At 71.8% G+C, this 20,632-nt stretch carries 15 protein-coding genes; 9 read left to right on the top strand and 6 right to left on the bottom strand.

The window, feature by feature from the left end:
* Positions 1-78: 78 nt before the first annotated feature.
* The 3 genes from glgB to ACZZ97_RS04410 form a co-directional block, all read right to left on the bottom strand.
* Complete coding sequence (glgB, locus tag ACZZ97_RS04400) at positions 79-2,733, bottom strand: 1,4-alpha-glucan branching protein GlgB (protein WP_463472385.1); 2,655 nt, start codon at positions 2,731-2,733, stop codon at positions 79-81.
* A gap of 14 nt (positions 2,734-2,747) precedes the next feature.
* On the bottom strand, positions 2,748-4,748 hold the full coding sequence (locus ACZZ97_RS04405; protein ID WP_314102220.1) for an alpha-1,4-glucan--maltose-1-phosphate maltosyltransferase: 2,001 nt from the start codon (positions 4,746-4,748) through the stop codon (positions 2,748-2,750).
* A gap of 498 nt (positions 4,749-5,246) precedes the next feature.
* Positions 5,247-6,920 carry an ABC transporter family substrate-binding protein gene (locus ACZZ97_RS04410; RefSeq protein WP_463472386.1) on the bottom strand — a complete coding sequence of 558 codons (1,674 nt, stop codon included), beginning with the start codon at positions 6,918-6,920 and terminating at the stop codon, positions 5,247-5,249.
* Positions 6,921-7,136: 216 nt separating this feature from the next.
* Between ACZZ97_RS04410 and ACZZ97_RS04415 the strand changes: the two genes are divergently transcribed.
* Genes ACZZ97_RS04415 through ACZZ97_RS04425 form a run of 3 tightly spaced genes read left to right on the top strand, consistent with a single transcriptional unit; the run spans position 7,137 to position 11,334 of the window.
* Positions 7,137-8,123, top strand: a complete 987-nt coding sequence (locus ACZZ97_RS04415; RefSeq protein ID WP_463472387.1) for an ABC transporter permease — start codon at positions 7,137-7,139, stop codon at positions 8,121-8,123.
* An 11-nt stretch (positions 8,124-8,134) separates the two neighbouring features.
* The gene (locus ACZZ97_RS04420) at positions 8,135-9,217 is read left to right on the top strand and encodes an ABC transporter permease (RefSeq protein ID WP_463472388.1); all 1,083 of its coding nucleotides are present in this window, start codon (positions 8,135-8,137) and stop codon (positions 9,215-9,217) included.
* Complete coding sequence (locus ACZZ97_RS04425; RefSeq protein ID WP_463472389.1) at positions 9,214-11,334, top strand: dipeptide ABC transporter ATP-binding protein; 2,121 nt, start codon at positions 9,214-9,216, stop codon at positions 11,332-11,334. Before ACZZ97_RS04420 ends, ACZZ97_RS04425 begins: the two co-directional genes overlap by 4 nt.
* A gap of 3 nt (positions 11,335-11,337) precedes the next feature.
* Here ACZZ97_RS04425 and ACZZ97_RS04430 read toward each other — a convergent pair whose 3' ends face one another.
* From ACZZ97_RS04430 to glgX, 3 genes are read right to left on the bottom strand one after another with little or no spacing between them, the layout of a single operon-like run.
* Positions 11,338-11,664: a DUF1294 domain-containing protein gene (locus ACZZ97_RS04430; RefSeq protein ID WP_463472390.1), complete on the bottom strand. Its 327-nt coding sequence runs from the start codon at positions 11,662-11,664 to the stop codon at positions 11,338-11,340.
* A 10-nt stretch (positions 11,665-11,674) separates the two neighbouring features.
* A complete protein-coding gene (gene ybaK, locus ACZZ97_RS04435) occupies positions 11,675-12,190 on the bottom strand; it encodes a Cys-tRNA(Pro) deacylase (RefSeq protein WP_463472391.1) in 516 nt (171 codons plus the stop codon).
* Complete coding sequence (gene glgX, locus ACZZ97_RS04440) at positions 12,187-14,241, bottom strand: glycogen debranching protein GlgX (RefSeq protein WP_463472392.1); 2,055 nt, start codon at positions 14,239-14,241, stop codon at positions 12,187-12,189. Before glgX ends, ybaK begins: the two co-directional genes overlap by 4 nt.
* Before the next feature lie 95 nt (positions 14,242-14,336).
* Here glgX and ACZZ97_RS04445 point away from each other — a divergent pair, with 95 nt between their 5' ends.
* The 6 genes from ACZZ97_RS04445 to ftsX all read left to right on the top strand — a co-directional run bounded on the left by ACZZ97_RS04445 (position 14,337) and on the right by ftsX (position 20,523).
* Positions 14,337-15,503 carry a cysteine desulfurase family protein gene (locus ACZZ97_RS04445; RefSeq protein ID WP_463472393.1) on the top strand — a complete coding sequence of 389 codons (1,167 nt, stop codon included), beginning with the start codon at positions 14,337-14,339 and terminating at the stop codon, positions 15,501-15,503.
* Positions 15,504-15,880: 377 nt separating this feature from the next.
* The gene (locus ACZZ97_RS04450) at positions 15,881-16,786 is read left to right on the top strand and encodes a hypothetical protein (protein ID WP_463472394.1); all 906 of its coding nucleotides are present in this window, start codon (positions 15,881-15,883) and stop codon (positions 16,784-16,786) included.
* A gap of 76 nt (positions 16,787-16,862) precedes the next feature.
* The gene (locus ACZZ97_RS04455) at positions 16,863-17,483 is read left to right on the top strand and encodes a hypothetical protein (protein WP_463472395.1); all 621 of its coding nucleotides are present in this window, start codon (positions 16,863-16,865) and stop codon (positions 17,481-17,483) included.
* A 123-nt stretch (positions 17,484-17,606) separates the two neighbouring features.
* Positions 17,607-18,713 carry a peptide chain release factor 2 gene (gene prfB / locus ACZZ97_RS04460; RefSeq protein WP_314103676.1) on the top strand — a complete coding sequence of 369 codons (1,107 nt, stop codon included), beginning with the start codon at positions 17,607-17,609 and terminating at the stop codon, positions 18,711-18,713.
* A 155-nt stretch (positions 18,714-18,868) separates the two neighbouring features.
* A complete protein-coding gene (gene ftsE, locus ACZZ97_RS04465; RefSeq protein ID WP_123547268.1) occupies positions 18,869-19,612 on the top strand; it encodes a cell division ATP-binding protein FtsE in 744 nt (247 codons plus the stop codon).
* On the top strand, positions 19,609-20,523 hold the full coding sequence (gene ftsX, locus ACZZ97_RS04470; RefSeq protein WP_314103679.1) for a permease-like cell division protein FtsX: 915 nt from the start codon (positions 19,609-19,611) through the stop codon (positions 20,521-20,523). Before ftsE ends, ftsX begins: the two co-directional genes overlap by 4 nt.
* Positions 20,524-20,632 lie beyond the last annotated feature (109 nt).

Here is a 20,632-nt window from a genome sequence, read left to right on the forward strand (position 1 = left end):
GATGCACGAAGGGCCCCGACGACCTGGTCGTCGGGGCCCTTCGTGCACGTCGCCCCGGGGGAGGAGCGACGCGGCTGCTCAGCGGCGGAGCTTCAGCCAGACGACGCCGAGCGGCGGCAGCTGGACGTCGGCGGAGGCGGGACGCCCGGCCCACGGGCTGTCGACGGCCGTGACGGCGCCGAAGTTGCCTACGCCCGAGCCGCCGTAGATCGTCGCGTCGGTGTTCAGCACCTCGTCCCACGTGCCGGCCTCCGGCAGGCCGAAGCGCATGCGCTGCGGCTGGCCGGAGAAGTTCGCCAGCACGGCGAGCGAGTCGCCCGAGCCCGACTTGCGGAGGAACGCGACCACGCTCTGCTCACCCGCGCCGCCGTCGATCCACTCGAAGCCCTCGGTGTCGAAGTCGTGCGCCCAGAGGGCGCTCTCCGACTTGTACACCTGGTTCAGGCGGCCGACGAGGTCGAAGACCTGCTGGTGCTGAGGTCGGTCGAGCACCGACCAGTCGAGCCCGAGCTCCTGGCTCCACTCCGTCGGCTGGCCGAACTCGGATCCCATGAAGAGCAGCTGCTTGCCGGGGTGGCCCCACATGTAGGCGAGGTACGCGCGGAGGTTCGCGCGCTTCTGCCAATCGTCTCCGGGCATCTTCTCGAAGAGCGAGCCCTTGCCGTAGACGACCTCGTCGTGGCTGATCGGCAGCATGAAGTTCTCGCTCCACGCGTAGTGGAACGAGAAGGTGATCTCGCCGTGGTGGTACGAGCGGTAGAGCGGGTCCTTCTCGACGTAGTCGAGGGTGTCGTGCATCCAGCCCATGTTCCACTTGAGGCCGAAGCCGAGGCCGCCCTCGCTGGTGGGGCGTGACACTCCCGGCCAGCTGGTCGACTCCTCGGCGATCATCACGATGCCGGGGTGGCGGCGGTAGGCCGTGGCGTTGGTCTCCTGCAGGAACGAGATCGCCTCGGTGGCCTCGCGGCCCCCGTGCTCGTTCGGCAGCCACTCGCCGTCGTTCCGGCTGTAGTCGAGGTAGAGCATCGAGGCCACGGCGTCGACGCGGAGACCGTCGACGTGGAACTCCTCGAACCAGTACAGCGCGTTCGCCACCAGGAAGTTCCGCACCTGCGAGTCGCCGAAGTTGAAGACGTAGGTGCCCCAGTCGGGCTGCTCGCCGCGACGCGGGTCCGAGTGCTCGTAGACGCTGCGGCCGTCGAAGCGGCCGAGGGCCCACTCGTCCTTCGGGAAGTGCCCGGGCACCCAGTCGACGATGACGCCGACGCCGGCCTGGTGCAGCCGGTCGATCAGGTAGCGCAGGTCGTCGGGGGAGCCCCAGGTGCTCTGCGGCGCGTAGTAGCCGGTGACCTGGTAGCCCCACGAGCCGCCGAAGGGGTGCTGCGCGAGCGGCATGAACTCGACGTGCGTGAAGCCGAGCGCGGTGACGTAGTCGACCAGCGGATCGGCCAGCTCGCGGAACCCGAGGCCGGGCTTCCACGAGCCGACGTGCAGCTCGTAGACGCTCATCGGGCCGGCGTGCTGGTCGGTCGCCGCGCGGCGCTCGAGCCAGGCATCGTCGCCCCAGTCGTGGCCGGCCTCGGTGATGACGGAGGCGGTGGCCGGGGGGACCTCGGCGCGTCGTGCCATCGGGTCGGCCCGTTCGACCCACTCGCCGTCGGGCGTGAGGATCTGGTACTTGTACGAGCCCTGGTCGACGCCCGGCACGAAGAGCTCCCACACGCCGTTGCCGTCGAGACGCCGCATCGCGTGGCGCTCGCCCCACCAGCCGTTCAGGTCGCCGACGACGCGGACCGCCTGCGCGTGCGGGGCCCACACGGCGAAGGAGGTGCCGCGGACGCCCTCGTGCTCGCGCACGTGGCTGCCCAGCACGGTCCAGAGCTGCTCGTGACGGCCCTCGCCGAAGAGGTAGAGGTCGAGGTCGCCGACGGTGGGGGAGAACCGGTACGGGTCGTCGGCGACCCAGGGGGCGCCTCCTTCGTAGTCGGCCGTCACCTGGTAGCCGCCGAGCGGTGCCGGGGCGACGCCCTGCCACAGCCCGTGCGCGTGGTGCTCGAGGACGACGGCCTCGCCGGAGGCGCCCGTCACGCTGACGGAGCCGGCGAGCGGCCGGACGACGCGCACGACGGTGACGCCGTCGACGGTGTGCTCGCCGAGGAGGGCGTGCGGGTGGGCGTGCCGACCCTCGGCCGCGGCCAGCACCTCGGCGTCGTCGAGCGCGGGGAGCTGACGCGCGGACGCCGCGGGCTCTCGTCGGACGTCCGGGGGCGTCGGGTCCTCGTGGAGGACGGGGCGCTCCGCGGCCTGCTCGGCCGGGGTCGCCTCGTCGAGCTCGAGGACGGGCCGCTCCTCGGTCGGGACCGGGGCGGGCACGGACGAGGCGAGGAGGGGCTCGTCGGCCTCGGCCGGGTCGGACGGCTCGTCCGGTTCGTCCGCAGTGGTCGGCTCATCGGCGGTCGTCGGCTCGTCGAGGGGCAGCGGGGGCTCGGCCGTGACGGGCGGGTCGTTCTCGTCGGGCACCGAGGTGACCGGCCCGGCGACGTCGGGCTCGGCGACGTCAGGCTCGGCAGCGACGGGCTCGGCGACGTCAGGCTCCGCAGCGACGGGCTGGGCGACGTCGGGCTCGGCAGCCGCGGGCTCAGGGGCGACGGGCTCCGGGGCGACCGGCTCGGGCTGGACAGGCTCGCGACGGTCGCCGTCTCGGGAGGAACCGTGGCGGGAGAAGATGCTCATGGTGGGTCGCCTTCCTACGGCGCTCGGGTGAGGTCGACGGACAGCACGTGCACGGGCTCGACGAAGGCGTCGAGGCGGACGTAGTTGTCGTCGCCCCAGGTCCACGACTGGCCGGTGATGAGGTCGCGCACCGTGTACGTCCCGCCCGGCTGCAGGCCGAACTTGGTGACGTCGAGGTGCACGGTGGTCTCGCGGGCCGAGTGGGGGTCGACGTTGGCGACGACGATGATCGCGTCGGCCCTGCCGCTGCGCGTGTGCGCCCGCGACAGGTACTTCGAGTAGACGAGGACGGCGTCGTCGTCGCTCGAGTGCAGGTCGAGGTTGCGGAGCTGACGGAGGGCCGGGTGCGAGCTGCGGATGCGGTTGAGCTGGGTCAGGTAGGGGGCGAGGGTCGCGCCCTCCGCCTCCGCGCCGGCCCAGTCGCGCGGCTTGTACTCGTACTTCTCGTTGTCGATGTTCTCCTCCGAGCCCGGACGGGCGACGTCCTCGAAGAGCTCGTAGCCCGAGTACACGCCCCAGGTCGGCGACGCCGTCGCGGCGATCGCGGCCCGCACCTTGTACGCCGGGCGACCGCCGTACTGCAGGTAGGGGGTGAGGATGTCGTGGGTGTTGACGAACAGGTTCGGGCGCAGCCAGGCGCTCGTCTCCTTCGACAGCTCGTCGAGGTACTCCTCGAGCTCCCACTTCTCGTTGCGCCAGGTGAAGTACGTGTACGACTGGTGGAAGCCGACACGGGCGAGCGCCTGCATCATGGCCGGCTTGGTGAACGCCTCGGAGAGGAACACCACCTCGGGGTTGGTCTGCCGCACCTCGTGCAGCAGCCACTCCCAGAAGCGGACGGGCTTCGTGTGCGGGTTGTCGACGCGGAAGATCGTGACGCCGAGCTCGATCCAGTGCCGCACGATCCGGAGCACCTCGCGGCTGACGCCCTCGTAGTCGTTGTCGAAGTTCAGGGGGTAGATGTCCTGGTACTTCTTCGGCGGGTTCTCGGCGTAGGCGATCGTGCCGTCGGGCAGCGTCGTGAACCACTCGGGGTGCTCGGTGACCCACGGGTGGTCGGGCGAGCACTGCAGGGCCAGGTCGAGCGCCAGCTCGAGGCCCGTGTTCTTGGCGGTGTCGACGAACCAGCGGAAGTCGGCGAGGGTGCCGAGATCGGGGTGCACCGCGTCGTGGCCGCCGTCGGGCGAGCCGATCGCGTAGGGCGAGCCGGGGTCGTTCGGACCGGCGGTCAGGGTGTTGTTCGGGCCCTTGCGGAACGTCGTGCCGATGGGGTGCACGGGCGGGATGTAGAGCACGTCGAAGCCCATCCGCGAGATCGCGGGGAGGCGGCGGGCCGCGGTGCGGAACGTGCCGCTCTTCCAGGTGCCGTCGGGCAGCTTCTTGGCGCCCTCGCTGCGGGGGAAGAACTCGTACCAGCTGCCTACCGCGGCGCGGCTGCGCTCGACGCGCAGCTCCTCCGGGGCGCTGCGCGTGACCAGGCTGGCCATCGGCTTGGCGGCGAAGACGGCGGCGAGGCGCGGATCGGTCGCGACGCGGAGCCGCGAGCCGGGGGAGAGCGCCTCGTTGGCGAGGGCCTTGGCCGCGTCCCGCACGAGAGTCGTGTCGGGGTAGCCGGGGGCGGCGGCGGCGAGGAGGCGGCTGCCGAGCGCGAAGGTCACCTCGACGTCCAGCTCGGCCGGGACCTTGATCTCGGCGGTGTGCAGCCAGGTGGCCCAGTCGTCGGTGTACGCCTCGACCTGCCAGGTCCAGTCGCCCTCCGTCTCGAGCTGCACCTCCGTCGTCCAGCGGTCGGTGCCGGGCAGGCCCGCGACGAGCGGGTGCCGGGACTCGGACCCGGAGGGGTCGGTCAGGACCAGGTCGGCGCCGACGACGTCGTGCCCCTCGCGGAAGACGGTCGCGCCGAAGGGCACGACCTCTCCGGCGAAGGCCTTCGTCGGGAAGTCCCGGTCGGGGGTGGTCGGGGAGAGCGCCGTGACGGGGATCCGCCCGACTCTGGGTTCGTATGCTGTCGCCACGGGGGCGACGCTACCCGGTCTCGAGGCCCCGCGTACCGCCTCCGTCGGGGACGGCGGGGGATCGCCGGGTGGCGTGCGACGCCCAGCCTGCGTCGAGACCGCTGACCCTCCAACTGGGTGGATGCGATCGCATCGAAATGTCTTGTCCGCCATCAGGGGGACCGGTACAGTCGGATCTGTCGACGCGGCCTGCCCGCCCGGGGTGCGATCCGCCCCGAGAGCCCGGCGCCCTCGACACGCTCGTCAGCACGACGGGCACCGTCCTGCCGTCACCCCGGTCGATCGCCGTGGTGCCGTCACGGGACGCTGCTGCAGCGCGCCCGGACCCGGCCCGAACCGGTCCGGTCGCCGGCAGCGGCCCCCGCTCGCGGTCCCGAGCGCCCTCCGCGGCGCGGCGCGGCGCTGCGACCCGCGCCGCACAGCACGAGGCCCCGCCCGTCCCGCGCCGAGGCGTGGTCCGAGCGGGGCTCGTGGTCGTCCCGTCAGGGGCGGCCGGTGCTACTTCGTGAAGCCGACGATCGTCCAGTCGAGGTCCGACGCCCCGGCGCGGGCGCCGTAGTTGGCGAGCTTCGGGCTCTGCGCCGAGACGAGCGGCTGCTGGATGATCGGCATCGAGTGCCCGATCTCCCAGATCGCCTCGTCGGCTTGGTTGTACAGGTCGGCCGCGGTGTCGGGGTCGCCCTCGGCGACCGCCTCGTCGAGCAGCGAGCTGATCTCGTCGCTCGAGACGCGGCCGTAGTTCTGACCCTGCTCGTCCTGGTTGTAGATGCTGACGCCCGAGGCCTGGTAGCCGGTGCCGGCCCAGACGAAGATCGTCATGTCGTAGTTGCCGGGCGTGACGTTGTCCTCGAAGAAGGCGTCCGTGCCGACCGCGTTGATGTCGAGCTTGATGCCGACCGCGGTCAGCTGGCTCTGGATCACCTCGGCGAGCTGCTGTGACACCGGTGCCGACGAGGGGATGGTGATCGAGATGGCGAGCTGCTCGCCGTCCTTCGCACGGACGTCGCCGTCCATCTCCCAGCCCGCGTCGTCGAGGATCTTGCCGGCCTCCTCGACGTCGTAGTCGCCCGTCTCGCCCGCGTTGTCCTGGTACGCCCCGTCGGTGCTGAGGTACAGGTGGTTGTTCAGCGTCGAGACCTCGTACGGCAGCGTGCCCGTGATGACCTTGCCGAGCGCGTCGCGGTCGACCGCGTGCTGGATCGCCTGGCGGACGGCCTCGTCGGCCAGGAGGCCCTTCGTGCTGAAGTCGACGTGGGTGTAGCGAGCCGAGGGGGCCGCGCGGAGCTCGCTGCCGTCGGCGTCCTTGACCCGGTCGTACCGGTCGGACGAGTTCGCGTAGACCTGGTCGATCTCGCCGTTGAGGTACGCGTCGATGTCGGCGTCGCCGTCGAGAGCGCGGAAGATCACCGTGTCGAGCTTGGGGGCGTCGCCCCACCAGTTCTCGTCGGGCACCATCGTGACGGTCTGGGCCGTCTGGTCGATCTCGTCGATCTTGTACGGGCCGGCAGAGATCGGCACGGCGTCGACGTAGGCCGTGTTGAACGCGGTCGGGTCGTTGTAGATCTTGGCCGGGTACAGCGGCGCGAACATCGACTTCCAGTCGGAGAAGGGCTCCGAGTACGTCACGACGACCTGCTTGTCGCTCGTGCCGGGCTCGACGCTCGCCATGCGGTCGGGGCCGAGGGTGCTGCCGACGAGGTACTCGGCGTTCGTGCCCTTGAGGGCCGTCCACCAGGCCTGGAAGTCGGCCACCGTGATCGGGGTGCCGTCGTTCCACGTCGCGTCGGGGTTGATGTCGTAGGTGACGACGAGAGGGTCGTCGCTGGTGGCCTCGGCGCTGGTGACGAGGTCCTCGTCGATCTGCGGCACGCCTTCCTCGTCGATGCGGAACGGCTGCGGCAGGATCGCGCTCTCGATCAGCGCGGCGTCGACGAGCGCGCCGTCGAGCTGGCCGTAGTTCCACTGCGAGGGCAGCTGCGAGAGCGGGAGGGTGAGGGTGCCGCCCTGCTCGACGTCGCCGGCCGCCGTCGCGTTGATGTCGCCGGTGGGGGACAGCTCGCCGTTCTTGGGTGCGCCGTCGCCGTCCTGGCCGCCTCCGCCGCTGCACGCCGTGACGACGAGAGCGAGTGCGGCGAGGCCTGCGACGACGCCGGCCTTCTTCGTGTTCTTCATGGCACTCCGAACTAGATGGTGTGAAAAACGCCGGTCAACCCAGTGGTCCGAGGTGCTGTCCCGCCCGGTGATCGCGAGCCGGGGCCCCCCTCGTCCGGGACCGACGAGTGCCACGCTACGGATCCGTGCACTCGATGCGAACTTTTCTGCCACTTCGTTACACGCCTGAAACGTCACGGCACCGATGCCCTCGGGGTACGTCTATGTTGTTCTTCCATGGCCCGCTATCTCGCGCGGCGGCTGGTGTACTACGTCGCTCTCGTCTTCATCGCCACGTCCCTGACGTACTTCCTGGCGTCGGCGACGTTCACCCCCCGGTCCGCCTACGCCGAGCGCAACCCACGACCCACCGAGCAGGTGATCGACGCGAAGCTCGACTCGATCGGCGTCAACGACAAGGTCCCGGTCGTCGAGCGCTACGCCTCCTGGCTCGGCGGCGCAGTGACCGGAGACCTCGGCAGGACGATCCAGGACAAGCCGGTGGACACGGAGTTCTGGCCGCGTCTCGGGGTGAGCCTCCGCCTCCTGCTCGCGGGGTCCGTGATCGGCATCGTGCTCGCCATCGCCGTGGGCACCTGGAACGCCGTCCGGCAGTACAAGCTCTCCGACCGAGTCTCGGCGATCCTCTCGTTCGTCCTCATCTCGACCCCGGTCTTCCTCTCCGCGGTGCTGCTCAAGATCGGGGCCACGCAGCTCAACAGCGTGCTCGGGTTCCAGCTGATCAGCTTCACGGGCGAGGCCACGCCGGGGCTCGGGGGCGGCTTCGCGACGATCATCGGAGACCGTGCCGTGCACCTCCTGCTGCCCACCATCTCGATCGCCGCCGGGCTCATCGCGATCTACAGCCGGTACCAGCGGTCGACGATGCTCGACGTGCTGCAGGCGGACTTCATCCGCACCGCCAGGGCCAAGGGCCTCCGGAGGCGCCCCGCCATCGTCAAGCACGGCCTGCGGACCGCGCTCATCCCGATGACGACGCTCTTCGCCTTCGCGTTCCTCGGCGTGCTGACCGGCGCCACCTTCACCGAGAAGATCTTCGGCTGGAACGGCCTCGGCGCCTGGTTCATCGACGCCGTGCAGGGCAACGACGTGAACGTCGTCGTGGCCTACACGCTCTACAGCGCTGTCGTCGTGCTCTTCGCCGGCTTCGTCAGCGACGTGCTGAACGCCGTCCTCGACCCGCGCGTGCGCAGCCAGAAGTAAGGGGAGCCACCATGACCAGGTTCAGTCCCGAGCTGCTCGACGGCGGCGCCGACGACGTGCTGCCCGCCACCCGTGAGGAGGCGGTGACAGCCTCGCCGAACCGTTTCGTGCTCACGATGCGCCGGCTCTTCTCCAACCGGGGCGCCACCGTCGGCCTCGTCACCGTGCTGCTGCTGTTCGCCTTCGCGTTCCTCGGGCCGCTCGTCTCGCCGTGGGCCTACGACTACATCGACTACACGGCACTGTCGTCGCCCCCGACCGGCGCGCACTGGTTCGGCACCAACAACATCGGTCAGGACGTCTTCGCGCAGACCGCCCGCGGCATGCAGAAATCGCTGCTGATCGGCCTGCTCGTCGCCCTGTTCTCGACTGCGATCGCCGGGTTCCTCGGCGCGGTGGCCGGCTACTTCGGCGGCTGGGTCGACCGGGTCGTCATGATCTTCGTCGACCTGCTGCTCGTGCTGCCGTCGTTCCTCATCATCGCGATCCTGTCGCCGCGCCTCAAGCAGTTCGGCTGGCTGATCCTCGTCGCGCTGCTGGCCCTGTTCGGCTGGATGATCACGGCGCGAGTGGTGCGCTCGCTCACGCTCAGCATCAAGGAGCGGGAGTTCATCCGCGCCGCCCGCTACATGGGCATCGGCCACTTCACGATCATCACGCGGCACATCCTGCCGAACGTCGCGTCGTTCCTCGTCATCGACGCGACCATCGCGATCGGCGCCGCCGTGCTCACCGAGTCGGGGCTGTCGTACTTCGGCTTCGGCGTGCAGCCGCCCGACGTCTCGCTCGGCACGCTGATCGCCCAGAACCAGAACGTGGCGACGACCAAGCCCTGGCTCTTCTTCTTCGCCGCCGGCGCGCTGATCGTCTTCGCCCTCGCGAGCAACCTGCTCGGCGACGGCCTCCGAGACGCGCTCGACCCCACCTCGACGGCAGGCCGCACCGGTCGCCGTCGTCGCCTGCGCGCGGGCGGCCGAGGACGAGGAGGCGCCGCCCCCGTCGGGCGTGCCGCCGCGCTGTCCGAGGACGCGCCCGCCGCGCCCGGCGCGACCGTCCCCACCGCCGCGACCCGACCCACGGGGGAGACCCGATGACCCTCGCCGATCCCGTCGTCCCGACCCGCGCCTCCTCGGCTCCGGTGCTCGAGGTGCGCGACCTGCACGTCACGTTCCCGACGCCGGACGGGCCCGTCCGGGCCGTCCGCGGCATCGACCTCACCCTGCGCCGGGGAGAGGTGCTCGGCATCGTCGGCGAGTCCGGCTCGGGCAAGTCCGTGACGAGCACGGCGATCCTCGGCCTGCTGCCGTCGACCGCGCAGGTGACCGGGTCGATCCGGCTCGACGGCGAGGAGCTGCTCGGCAAGGGCGACAAGGCGATGTCGACCATCCGGGGCGCCCGCATCGCGATGGTGTTCCAGGACCCGCTGTCGGCCTTCACGCCCGTCTACACGGTGGGGCAGCAGATCGCCGAGACGGTGCTGATCCACCGCGGGGGCAGCAAGGCGGAGGCACGCGCCCGGGCCGTGGAGCTGCTCGGCCTCGTGGGGATCCCCGAGCCGGAGCGGCGCGTCGACTCGTTCCCGCACGAGTTCTCGGGCGGCATGCGCCAGCGCGCCATGATCGCCATGGCGATCGCCAACGACCCCGACGTCATCCTCGCCGACGAACCGACCACGGCCCTCGACGTGACGATCCAGGCACAGGTCATCTCGGTGCTGCGCACGGCCCAGCGCGAGACCGGGGCCGCCCTCGTCTTCGTCAGCCACGACCTCGGCGTCATCGCCGGCTTCGCCGACCGCATCGCCGTCATGTACGCGGGGCGGGTCGTCGAGACGGCCACGGCGGAAGATCTGTTCGCCCATCCGCGCATGCCGTACACGGTCGGCCTGATCGGCGCGCTGCCGCGCCTCGACCAGCGGAGCGACCAGCCGCTCGTGCCCATCCCCGGCACGCCGCCGTCGCTGCTGTCGCTCGCCTCCGGCTGCCCCTTCGCCGCCCGGTGCCCGCTCGTGCGCGACGACTGCCGTGCGGTGGAGCCGCCCCTCGAGCAGGCGCCGTCGGTCGAGGCAGGACACGCGGCTGCCTGCCTGCACTCGGACGAGCTGGTCGGCGAGGGCACCGAGCCCGAGGAGGTCTACGACCTGCCCGAGGCGCCGCGGTCGGCCCTGTCGCGCGTCGCCCGCGAGCAGCGCGAGCGCGTGCTGCACGTCGACGGGCTCGTCAAGACGTTCCCGATCACGAAGGGCGCGGTGTTCAAGCGCCGGGTCGGCACCGTCTGGGCCGTCGACGGCGTCGACCTCGACGTCCGCCGCGGCGAGACGCTCGGCCTCGTGGGGGAGTCGGGCTCCGGCAAGAGCACGACGCTGCACGAGATCATGGACCTGCGTCGGCCCGAGGCCGGCACCATCGAGCTGCTGGGGACCGACCTCTCGTCGGGCCGGCTCGACCGCTCGACGGTCGCGCGCCTCCGGAGCACCGTCTCGATGGTGTTCCAGGACCCGATGGCGAGCCTCGACCCCCGGCAGCCCGTGAGCGACATCGTCGCCGAGCCGCTGCGCGCGGCCGGGCGATCGTCCGACGAGATCGCACGTCGCGTGCCCGAGCTGATGCGGCTCGTCGGCCTCGAGCCGGCCGCCGCGACCCGCTACCCGCACGAGTTCTCGGGCGGCCAGCGCCAACGCATCTCGATCGCGCGGGCGCTCGCCGCCGACCCGGCCCTCGTCGTCCTCGACGAGCCCGTCTCCGCCCTCGACGTGTCGATCCAGGCGGGCGTGCTCAACCTGCTCGCCGAGCTCAAGGCGACGCTCGACCTGTCGTACCTGTTCGTGTCGCACGACCTGGCGGTGATCCGCCACGTCGCCGACCGCGTCAGCGTCATGTACCTCGGGCGCACGGTCGAGACCGGTCCGGTCGACGACGTCTTCGAGCACCCGCTGCACCCGTACACGCGCGCGCTGCTGTCGGCCGTGCCCGTGCCCGACCCGGTCGTCGAGCGGGCCCGGGAGCACATCCTGCTGCCCGGCGACCCGCCGAGCCCGACCGTGCAGCAGACCGGCTGCCGGTTCCGCAGTCGCTGCCCGCTGTTCGCGCTGCTGCCCGACGACAAGAAGCGGGCCTGCGTCGAGGACGTCCCCGCGATGCTGCCGCACGGCCGCGAGGGCGAGGACCACACGGCCGCGTGCCACTGGGCCGAGGAGGAGGTGCCGGCGTAGGTCTTAGCCCGCCGGCAGGCGCCCGACGAGCACCACGACCACGACGATCGCGAGGTTGAGGGCGACGGTCAGCCGGAACGAGGACTGGAACGACCGCTTGCGGTTCTTGTGCCGCAGCCGCCGCTGCGCCACGATCGCGCCCGGCCAGCCTCCGGCGAGGCCGAGCGTCAGCAGTGTGCGCTCGGGCACCCGACGAGCCCCGCGCCGGGCGGCCCGCTTGTCGAGCGCGTAGACGAGGACGGTCACGCCGTTGAGCGCGAGCAGCGCCGCGGCGACGGCCACGACGGCCCAGAGGGTCGTGGGGTCCGTCATGCTGGCCAGGTCGGTCACGGTGGCCAGGTCAGTCCCGGGCGATCGGCAGCAGCCGCGCCCCGGTGGCGAGCACCAGGTCGTCGGGTGCGATCTCGAGGTCGAGCCCGCGCCTCCCGGCGCTGACGAAGACGGTGGCGAAGGAGGCGGCGCTCGCGTCGACCACGGTCGCCAGCGCCGTGCGCTGGCCCACCGGGCTGATGCCGCCGACGACGTAGCCCGTGCGTCGCTCGGCCACGGCGGGGTCGGCGAGCCGGGCCTTCTTCGCGCCGAGGGCGGCGGCGAGGGCCTTGAGGTCGAGGCGGCGGGCGACGGGCACCACCGCGACGACGAGCTCGTCGTCGGCCGAGGCCACGAGCGTCTTGAAGACGCGGTCCTCCGACAGGCCGAGCTCGGCCGCCGCCTCCTCGCCGAAGTTCGTCGCGGTGTCGTGGTGCTCGTAGGCGTGCGCCGTGAACGGGATGCCCGCAGCGGTCAGCGCGACGGTCGCCGGGGTGCCGACGCCCCTGCCCGCGCCTGCGGCCGACGGGGTGCGCCCGCCGCTCACGACACGGCCCGGAAGATCACGACCGTGGGGGCCGAGACGAGCACCTCGTCGCCCGGCTCGAGGGGGTGCAGCTCGGCGGAGTCGTCGCTCGACCAGAGCGGCTCCCAGCCGGCGACGCCCTCGGCACGGGGGAGCGTGACGGCCGCCGCGGACTCGGCCCCGTGGACCAGCACGAGCACCGTGTTCGGCGCCTCGTGCTCAGGCGTCGAGCGGGCCACGTACTGCAGGGTGCGGACGCGCGGGTCCTCCCACTCGTCCTGGCGCATCTCGGCGCCGGACGCGTCGGCCCAGGTGATGTCGTTCGCGCTGAGGGTGCAGGCGCCCTCGACGCCGAAGCGCATCGGGCGGAGCGCGGGGTTCTCCCGGCGGATCCGCGCGAGCGCGGCCACGTCGTCGTGGATTCCCTGCTGCCAGGGCTGCGTCGCCCAGTCGACCCAGGTCAGCTCGCTGTCGGTGCAGTATCCGTTGTTGTTGCCGCGCTGGGTGCGGCCGCGCTCGTCGCCGGCCGTCAGCATGGGCACTCCCGGCGAGACGAAGAGGGTCCCCAGCAGGTTCCGCATCGAGCGGCGTCGCGCGTCGCTGATCCACGGGTTGTCGCTGTGGCCCTCGACGCCGTGGTTGAACGAGCGGTTGTCGTCGGTGCCGTCGCGGTTCTGCTCGCCGTTGCTCAGGTTGTGCTTGGCGTCGTGCGAGACGAGGTCGAGCAGGGTGAAGCCGTCGTGCGCGGTGACGAAGTTGAGCCCGGCGAGCGGCCCGCGGCCGTGGCTGAAGACGTTGCTCGACCCGCTGAGCTTCGAGGCGAAGCTGCCGACGCCGGTGGGGGGAGCGCCCTGCGCCCTGGCGGTCGCGACGTCGGTCAGCCAGAAGTCGCGGGCCCGGTTGCGGAACCGGTCGTTCCACTCGATCCACCCGTCGGGGAACGCGCCGGTCTGCCAGCCGCCGGCGCCGACGTCCCACGGCTCGGCGACCATCTTGACGCCCGCCAGGGCCGGGTCGGAGACGATGTCGTGCAGCAGCGGGTGCTCGGGGTCGAAGACGTGGCCCGCGTCGCGGCCGAGCGTCGCGGCGAGGTCGAAGCGGAAGCCGTCGATCTGCATCTCGTTCGCCCAGTAGCGGAGCGAGTCCAGCACGAGGCGGTGCGCGGCAGGGTGGCTCGTGTCGAGCGAGTTGCCGCAGCCGGTGACGTCGACGGGGCGGCCCTCGGAGTCGTGCCGGTAGTAGGCGGTCGAGTCGAGGCCGCGGAGGCTCGTGACGGGCCCGCCGTCCTCGCCCTCTTCTGCGGTGTGGTTGTAGACGACGTCGAGCCAGACCTCGATGCCCGCCTCGTGCAGCAGCCTGACCATGCCCTTGAACTCGCGCACGACGGCGGAGGCGCCCGCCAGCTGGGCGTCGCGGCTCGCGTACGCGGCGTGCGGCGCGAAATAGGACAGCGTGTTGTAGCCCCAGTAGTTCTCGAGGCCCTGCGCGACGAGGCGCTGCTCGTCGACGTGCTGGTGCACCGGCAGCAGCTGGACGGCGGTGACGCCGAGGCCCTTCAGGTAGGCGATCGTCGTGTCGGCGGCGAGCCCGGCGTAGGTGCCGCGCAGCTCGTCGGGGACGAACGGCGCGAGCCGGGTCAGGCCGCGGACGTGGGCCTCGTAGACGACCACCCGGTCGAGCGGGGTGCGCGGCTTCTCGACGCCGCCCCAGTCGAACGACTCGTCGATCACGGTGGTGCGGTGCTCGCCGCGGCCTGTCCGGCCGAGGCCGCGGGCATAGGGGTCGAGCAGGGCGGGCGGTCCGACGCCGTCGGCACGGGCCGTGTCGCCCGCCGGCCCGTCGGAGCGGTCGGCCCCGTCGACGCGGAGCCAGTAGCGCCGGCCCGGCGTCAGCGCCGCGTCGGCGGCGCTCCACACGTCGTGCTCGTCGCGGGTCAGGGGGACGACCCGGTCGTGCGGCGCGTCGTCGATCACGACCTCGAGGCGCTCGGCGGACGACGAGAAGACGCGGAGCGTCGGCCCGTCCGGCCCCTGGCGCACTCCGAGGTCGGCGAGGGGGTCGATGTCGGGCACGGGACCTACAGTAGATGAGGGCCGACACGGGCCCGCGACGAGGGTCGGCACGGCCCTCGCGCCGACCGAACGACCGACCGACAGGAGGCGCCCCGATGGTCGTCTACCTCGACCACGCGGCGACGACGCCGATGCACCCCGCGGCGATCGCCGCGTACGCCGCGGCCCTCGGCACGGTCGGCAACCCCTCGTCGATCCACTCCGCCGGCCAGGGCGCCAAACGGGTGCTCGAGGAGGCGCGCGAGCGCGTCGCCGCCTCCCTCGGCTGCGAGCCGATCGAGGTCGTCTTCACCTCCGGCGGCACCGAGTCCGTGAACCTCGGGGTCAAGGGCCTCTGGTGGGCGAGGCAGGCTGACCGGCCGCGCCCGCGCCTCCTCGTGCCCGCCGGCGAGCACCACGCCACGGTCGACGCCGTCGAGTGGCTCGAGCGGCACGACGGTGCCGTCGTGACCTGGCTGCCGCTCGACGAGCACGGCCGGCTGCGGGTCGACGCGCTCGCCGCGGCGCTCGACGAGCACGACGACGTCGCGCTGGTCAGCCTGCTCTGGGCCAACAACGAGGTCGGCACGCTGCAGCCCGTCGACGAGGTCGTCGCGCTCGCCGCCGCGCACGGCGTGCCGGTGCACTGCGACGCCGTGGCCGCGTACGGACAGGTGCCTGTCGACTTCCGCTCGAGCGGCCTCGCCGCCCTCAGCGTCAGCGCCCACAAGATCGGCGGTCCGATCGGCATCGGCGCCCTCGTGCTCGCGCGCACCGCGACCGTCGAGCCGCTGATCCACGGGGGCGGCCAGCAGCGCCAGGTGCGCTCGGGCACCCAGGACGGCCCGGCCGCGGTCGCGTTCGCCGTCGCCGCCGAGCAGCCGCACCGCGCGTACGAGCCGCTGCGCGACCGCCTCGTCGCGGGGGTGCAGGCCGCCGTCCCGTCGGCGGTGCTGCGGGGCGACTCGGTCGACCGCCTCCCCGGCAACGCGCACTTCACCTTCCCCGGGTGCGAGGGCGACTCGCTGCTGTTCCTCCTCGACGCGGCCGGCGTCGCCGTCTCGACCGGGTCCGCCTGCCAGGCCGGCATCCCGGAGGCGTCGCACGTCCTGCTCGCGATGGGCCTCACCGACGAGGAGGCGCGGGGCGCGCTGCGCATGACGGTCGGCCACACGAGCACGGAGGCCGACGTCGACGCGCTGCTCGCCGCCCTGCCGGACGCGGTCGCCCGCGCGACCCGCGCCGGCTACGCCGCGCACGCGCCCGCCTCCTTCGCGCGCTAGCCCGCCCCCGCGCCCCCGCGCCCCCGCGCCCCCGCGCCCCCGCGCGCTTGCGTCCGCGCGACTCGCGTGCGCCCGGTCGCTCGCCTACCTACGTCCGTCGCCCGCTCGCCCGGTGACTTGCCACTTCGCGGGCCCACCGGCGCACCAGAACCCCCGCGAAGTGGCAAGCAGCCCCCCTACGCGCCGCTGAACCGCGCGACCGCACAAGTGGGTTGCCGTTTCGCGGGGCCATTCTCGTCGTGGAGCCCCGCCAAGTGGCAAGGCCTCCCCCCGTAGCCACGCCCGATGGTTCCTCAACAGGCGGAGGTCGCGAGCATTCGTCCCGGGCGCGTCGTCGACGACTCGTTCGAGTTGGCGGTGCCTGCCAACATCGGGTGATGCGTCTGCCGAGCCCGCTCCCCGTTCCGTTCGACGAGCGCCCGTTCTCGGTCAAAGAGGCACTGCGGGCGGGAATCACGCCCGACCGTCTGCGGGCGTCCGACCTGGTGATCCCGCATCGCGGTGCCCGCGCCAGGGACGCACCAGACGGGGTGCGAGCGCGGGCCGAGGCCCTCGCGCCTCTGCTCGCCGCGGACGAGTTCTTCAGCCACACGACCGCGCTGGCGCTCTGGGGTCTCCCGCTCCCCGCCCGATGGGAGGACGGTCCCCTCCACGTCGCGGGCACGACGTCGCGGCAGCGCCGCCGTCGGGGCGTGATCGGCCACCGTCTCCTGCCGGGAACGCCTCGCTGGACGGTCGGCTCCCTCATGGTGGCGTCGCCCGTCGAGGCGTGGATCGAGTCGGCCGCGATGCTCGGCCTCGACGAGATCGTCCAGCTCGGAGACTCGCTCGCGGGTTCCTGGTCTACCGACCCGAGGGCACGTGGCATCGCCCTCGACGTTCTGGTCGACGCCTCGACAGCGGCTCGTCGGCGGCCAGGTCAGACCCGAGTGCGCCAGGCCTCGATGCTCGTCCGGGAACGTGTCGACTCCCCGCAGGAGACCCGGCTCCGCCTGCTCATCGTCCGTGCCGGTCTGCGGGAGCCGGAGGTGAACGTCAAGCGGAGGACGGCTGACGGCCTGTACCTCGGCAAGCCAGATCTCAGTTGGACGGTCGAGAAGGCGGCGGTCGACTTCGAGGGAGATGGTCATCGCACCGACAGGACGCAGTGGCAGCGGGACATCGATCGCAGGGAGAGGTTCGTGGACCACGGGTGGTCGTACCACCGGGTCACCGATCGTCATCTGCAGCACCCCCTCTCCGGTCAACTGCTCGCGCGTCTGCGACGCTCTCTCGAACGGTGACGACGGCATGCGCTCGCCTGCGGGAACGGACGGGACGAGAGGACCCGGCGACGAAGGCACGGGGCAGACTGTCGGGATGCAGATCTACTCGGCGTCGAACGCCGTCCGTGCTCGTCAGGTCGCCGGCGACGTCGTCGCGGTCGGGCTCGTCGTGGTGTTCGTGGCGCTCGGGCTCGCGGTCGCCGCCTTCGTCGGCGGCCTCGCCGAGCTGGGGCGCCAGATCGAGGAGGCGGGCGCCGGCTTCCAGGGGACGATGGACGACGCGTCGCGCGTCCTGGGCGGCATCCCGCTGCTGGGAGGCGCCGCGTCGGCACCGTTCGACGGGGCGGCCGGAGCCGGCCAGACGCTCGTCGACGCGGGCCGCCAGCAGCAGGACGACGTGGGGCGCGCCGCGCTCGTGGCCGGGCTGCTGGTCGGCGGGCTGCCGAGCATCGTGGTGCTGTGGGCCTGGCTGCGCGGGCGCGTCGCGTTCGTGCGCCGCGCCTCCTCGGTGCGGGGGCTGCTCACGCTGCCCGGAGGAGAGGACCTGCTCGCGCTGCGCGCCCTCACCGGTCGCGACGTGCGGGCGGCGCTCGCCGTGGCACCCGACCCCGTGGCCGGGTGGCGGTCCGGCGACCCGGCCGTGGTCCGCCGTCTCGCCGACGTCGCCCTCCGCGAGGCAGGCGTCGCGCGGCCCCGGGGCAGCGCGGACCGCTGAGCCCGACGCCGACGCCGACGCCGACGCTGACGCTGACACCCGACGCCCGATGCCCGACGCCCACAGCGGCGGCAGCCCCGACGCGCAGGCCCCGTGCGCCCCGGCCCGGTAAGCTCGACCACCATGATCGCACTGGACTTCTCTGAGCAGATTGCCGCCCTCCGGGCCACGTTCGAGGACATCCGGGCCGTGATCGGGCAAGACCGGCTCGTCGCCGAGATCGCCCAGCTCAGCGAGCAGGCGTCGGCGCCCGACCTCTGGGACGACACCGAGAACGCGCAGAAGGTCACCAGCGCGCTCAGCCACCGCCAGGCCGAGCTCGAGAAGCTCGAGACCACCGAGCAGCGCCTCGACGACCTCGGCGTGCTCGTCGAGATGGCCAACGACGGCGACGACCAGGAGTCAGCGGACGAGGCGCAGGCCGAGCTCAAGAGCCTGCAGAAGATGATGGACACGCTCGAGGTGCAGACGCTCCTCGACGGCGAGTACGACCCGCGGCCCGCGGTCATCACCATCCGTGCGGGGGCCGGCGGCGTCGACGCGGCCGACTTCGCCGAGATGCTGCTCCGCATGTACCTGCGCTACGCCGAGAAGCACGGCATGGCGGCCACGGTGATGGACACGAGCTACGCCGAAGAAGCCGGCATCAAGAGCGCCACCTTCGAGATCGACGCGCCCTACGCCTTCGGCACCCTCAGCGTCGAGGCCGGCACGCACCGTCTCGTCCGCATGAGCCCCTTCGGTGCGGCAGGCAAGCGCCAGACGAGCTTCGCCGCCGTCGAGGTCATCCCGCTGATGGAGGAGACGGAGGCGGTCGAGATCCCCGAGAACGACATCCGCGTCGACGTCTTCCGGTCCTCGGGCCCCGGCGGCCAGAGCGTCAACACGACCGACTCGGCCGTCCGCCTGACCCACATCCCGACCGGCACCGTCGTCTCGATGCAGAACGAGAAGAGCCAGATCCAGAACCGGGCCGCGGCGATGCGCGTGCTGCAGTCGCGCCTCCTGCTGTTGCAGAAGGAGGCGGAGAACGCGAAGAAGAAAGAGCTCGCCGGCAACATCACGGCCAGCTGGGGCGACCAGATCCGCAGCTACGTCCTCGCGCCGTACCAGATGGTGAAGGACCTGAGGAGCGAGCACGAGGTCAACAACCCGTCGAACGTGTTCGACGGCGACCTCGACGGCTTCATCTCCGCGGGCATCCGCTGGCGCAAGCGCGACGACGACTGAGCAGGGCGCGAACGAGGCGCGGGGGAGTCACGGAGGAGGCGCGGTGCGCGACGGCACCGCGCCTCCTCCGCGCCCTCCCAGCGCTTCCATAGGCCCGTTCGAGGGGCGAGTCGCGACCGCGATCGGAGCAGCCCGCGCTTAGGGTGATCCCCGTCATGATCCGTTTTGATGAAGTCACCAAGGTGTATTCCGGCAACCCCCGGCCGGCACTGAACTCGGTCACCCTCGAGATCCTCAAGGGCGAGTTCGTGTTCCTCGTCGGCGCCTCCGGCTCCGGCAAGTCCAGCTTCCTGCGACTCGTGCTCAAGGAGGAGAAGCCCTCGAAGGGCCAGATCCACGTGCTCGGGCAGAAGCTCGGCGTGCTCTCGAGCCGCAAGGTCCCGTACTTCCGCCGCAACCTCGGGGTGGTGTTCCAGGACTTCCGCCTGCTGCCGCAGAAGAGCGTGTTCGACAACGTCGCCTTCAGCCTGCAGGTGATCGGCAAGAGCAAGGGCTTCATCCAGGAGGCGGTGCCCGACGTCCTGAAGATGGTCGGCCTGGTGGGCAAGCAGCAGCGCCTGCCGCACGAGCTCTCGGGCGGCGAGCAGCAGCGCGTGGCCATCGCCCGCGCCATCGTCAACAAGCCCTCGATCCTGCTGGCCGACGAGCCCACGGGTAACCTCGACCCCTCGACCAGCGCGGGCATCATGACACTGCTCGAGCGGATCAACGCCGGCGGCACCACGGTCATCATGGCGACGCACGACGCCGGCATCGTCGACCAGATGCAGCGTCGGGTCATCGAGCTGAGCGCCGGCAACATCCTCCGCGACGAGCGCCACGGCGGCTACCAGACGCAGGCGGTGCCCATCCAGGCCATCGGTGTGGAAGACCTCAGCCTGAGGGGAGCGGACGAATGAGACTCGGACTCGTCCTCGGCGAGGTCGGCAGCGGCCTCCGGCGCAACGTCTCGATGGTCGTCGCGGTCGTGCTCGTCACGTTCATCTCGCTGACCTTCGTCGGCACCGCGGCCCTGCTCCAGCTGCAGATCAACCAGATGAAGGGCTACTGGTACGACAAGGCCCAGGTCGCCGTCTACCTCTGCACCGAGACCGACACGACCGGCAACTGCACGGGCGCCAAGGCCACGCAGGACCAGATCGACGGCGTCGAGGCCCAGCTCAGCAGCCAGGTGCTGGCGCCGTTCGTCGACCGGTCGTACTTCGAGACGCAGGACGAGGCCTACGCCCGCTTCACGACCCAGTTCGCGGACAGCCCCGCGACCGAGTTCGTGCAGCCGTCGTACCTCAACGAGACCTTCTGGGTGAACCTCAAGGACCCGACGCAGTCGGACGTCCTCACCGAGAGCCTCTCGAGCCTCGCCGGCGTGCAGAGCGTCGTCGACCAGCGCGGCTACCTCGACCCGATCTTCTCGGTCCTCAACGCCGCGAGCTACACGGCCATCGGCATCGCGGTGCTGATGCTCATCGCGGCGGTGCTGCTGATCGCCACCACCATCCGGCTCAGCGCCTTCAGCCGACGGCGGGAGCTCGGCATCATGCGGCTGGTGGGCGCGTCGAACAGGTTCATCCAGACGCCGTTCATCCTCGAGGGCGTGATCGCCGCGTTGGTGGGCTCGGTGCTGGCGGGCGGTGCCCTGATCGCGATCGTCAACTTCTTCGTCAAGGGCTACCTCGTGACGACCTTCGCCTCGACGCCGTTCATCGGGCTGCGCGAGACCGCGATCGTCGTGCCGGTGGTGGTCGTGATCGGCATCGCCCTGGCGGCGCTGTCGGCCAACGTCGCCATCAGGCGGTACCTCAAGGTCTAGCGACGCCGCGGCGTCGCGAGGCAGGTGCCTGCAGGAGGCGCGGTGCAGGTCAGCCTGCACCGCGCCTCCTTCGCTGCCTGGCTGTGTAGACTGACAGGCTGCCTGATCG

It is taken from the genome of Frigoribacterium sp. AC512 (assembly GCF_979258295.1).